This is a genomic window from Haliscomenobacter sp., assembly GCF_040403615.1.
Lineage (GTDB): Bacteria > Bacteroidota > Bacteroidia > Chitinophagales > Saprospiraceae > Haliscomenobacter.
Map to the genome: position 1 here is coordinate 1 of NZ_JBBAKG010000142.1, position 1,772 is coordinate 1,772.

Genomic DNA, 1,772 nt, shown 5'->3' on the forward strand with positions numbered 1-1,772 from the left:
TGGCACTACTGGACACAAGCTACCGTTGGAGAGATGATTTTCCCCGTTGCCGGGTTAAATTTATTGACGCTTAAATACAATGCTGGCGCTAATCTGGCTTTTTTAGATTTTGTGCTAATTGAGGAGCTGAAGTAAATTGGCTTCAACTGCGGTTTTTTCACTGCTACACCACAAAGTTGTATCTTTCTGAATGGATAAATCAAAATCAATTGCAGCCATTGTTGGACCAACTTTAGTTGTAATGGTCTTATCAGAATTGAAAACTTGGAATCCAACGCTTTATGACACACAAATTGTCCCTCTTGTTTATTTATCTGGGGTACTATTTTTTATCGCTGGTCTGGCCATTGTGCACAAGCACAACATTTGGGTTTGGGGATGGCAAACTACCATCACGGTCATTGGTTGGCTTGGCATTCTGTTAGGGCTATTGCGCATGTTTTTCCCTCAAACGTATAAGGCGCAATTTAAAAATGACAATGCTGCGCTTGGTGTAGAATTGTCCCTCATCCTCATCGGAATATTCTTAACTTTTAAGGCCTATTCACCAACAAAAAAATAACAGCAAGACGATTACCTCTATGGCGCTTTTTTTGATGACAAGCACGACGCCCAGCGAATGGAGCAGGCGCCATTCGTGTGGGTGGGGTAAGCAGAATTCTCAGGCACAACGCAGCAATGGCTGTGCTTGAGCGCGGGTAAGTTTTTCATTGTTTCAACAGCTTCCTCCTATCCATGTTGCTGGCATTAAAGTTGCTGCCAGTGCGGTTACCGATAACGCTGTGTCAAAAAAATGTGCTTTTATTGCTTAGGGTCAAAACTTAAAGTCATGACGTATGTTAGAACCTATTCAACCCATTTTAAAAAATTAAAACCATGCAAAAGAATTTATTAGTGCTCTTTACTATCGCGGTAATAGGTGCAATCAGTTTGACCTCTTGTGTTAATGCTCCTGCTCCAAAGGTCACCGAAACACCGGAGACTCCAATGGAAGAACCCACCCCTGAAGCGGAGATGCCCAAGACAGTGGTAGACATTGCAGTTGGCTCACCCGATCACACTACACTTGTGGCTGCGGTTACGGCTGCGGGTTTGGTAGAAACACTACAAGGCGCAGGCCCGTTCACTGTGTTCGCGCCCACCAATGCGGCCTTCGCGGCTTTGCCAGCTGGCACGGTAGAAGGTTTGCTAAAGCCAGAAAAAAAGGCGGCTTTGACCGGGATTTTAACGTACCACGTGGTTGCCGGCTCGGTGAAAGCGGCTGATCTAAAAGATGGTCAAAAAGTCAAGACTTTACAAGGCAAAGAATTAACCGTTTCCATCAAAGATGGTAAGGTGAAAATCAATGGTGCAAATGTTACAGCGGCTGATCTAGAGGCAGGCAATGGCATTGTACACGTCATTGATGGCGTACTTTTGCCTTAATTAAGTACAAAAAACCCACAGAAAAAGTCTTTCCTAATTTGGAGTGTCTTTTTTTGTGGGTCATTCTGAAATGTTGTAAACCAAACGTGAAGGGAGGATGAAAACCAAAATTTGCGCCTTGTGTAAGAAAGAAGAGACGGTGCTTTATCGAGTCCAAACTTCAAAAGGCAAAATCTGGATTTTTGTTTGTACCGAATGCTGCAACAAGGCCAAAGGTGAACCGAATTACCGCTACGGCGGCACTTGGAAAGGCAGTAGGCATTAAAACTGATGATTGGATAATTGGACAAGCGATCTTGTCATTGCAAAAAAAATGGATAAAATCCAATAAATTGAGATCAAAATGT

Annotated in this window: 3 protein-coding genes; all 3 read left to right on the top strand. The window is 43.3% G+C overall.

The features are described 5' to 3' along the window. Positions 1–190: 190 nt before the first annotated feature. The 3 genes from ABW391_RS26285 (at position 191) to ABW391_RS29630 (ending at position 1,690) form a co-directional block, all read left to right on the top strand. Complete coding sequence (locus ABW391_RS26285) at positions 191–562, top strand: hypothetical protein (RefSeq protein WP_353484883.1); 372 nt, start codon at positions 191–193, stop codon at positions 560–562. A gap of 314 nt (positions 563–876) precedes the next feature. Continuing rightward, positions 877–1,425: a fasciclin domain-containing protein gene (locus tag ABW391_RS26290; RefSeq protein WP_353484884.1), complete on the top strand. Its 549-nt coding sequence runs from the start codon at positions 877–879 to the stop codon at positions 1,423–1,425. Between the two features lie 97 nt (positions 1,426–1,522). After that, complete coding sequence (locus ABW391_RS29630) at positions 1,523–1,690, top strand: DUF8622 domain-containing protein (protein ID WP_502916353.1); 168 nt, start codon at positions 1,523–1,525, stop codon at positions 1,688–1,690. Positions 1,691–1,772 lie beyond the last annotated feature (82 nt).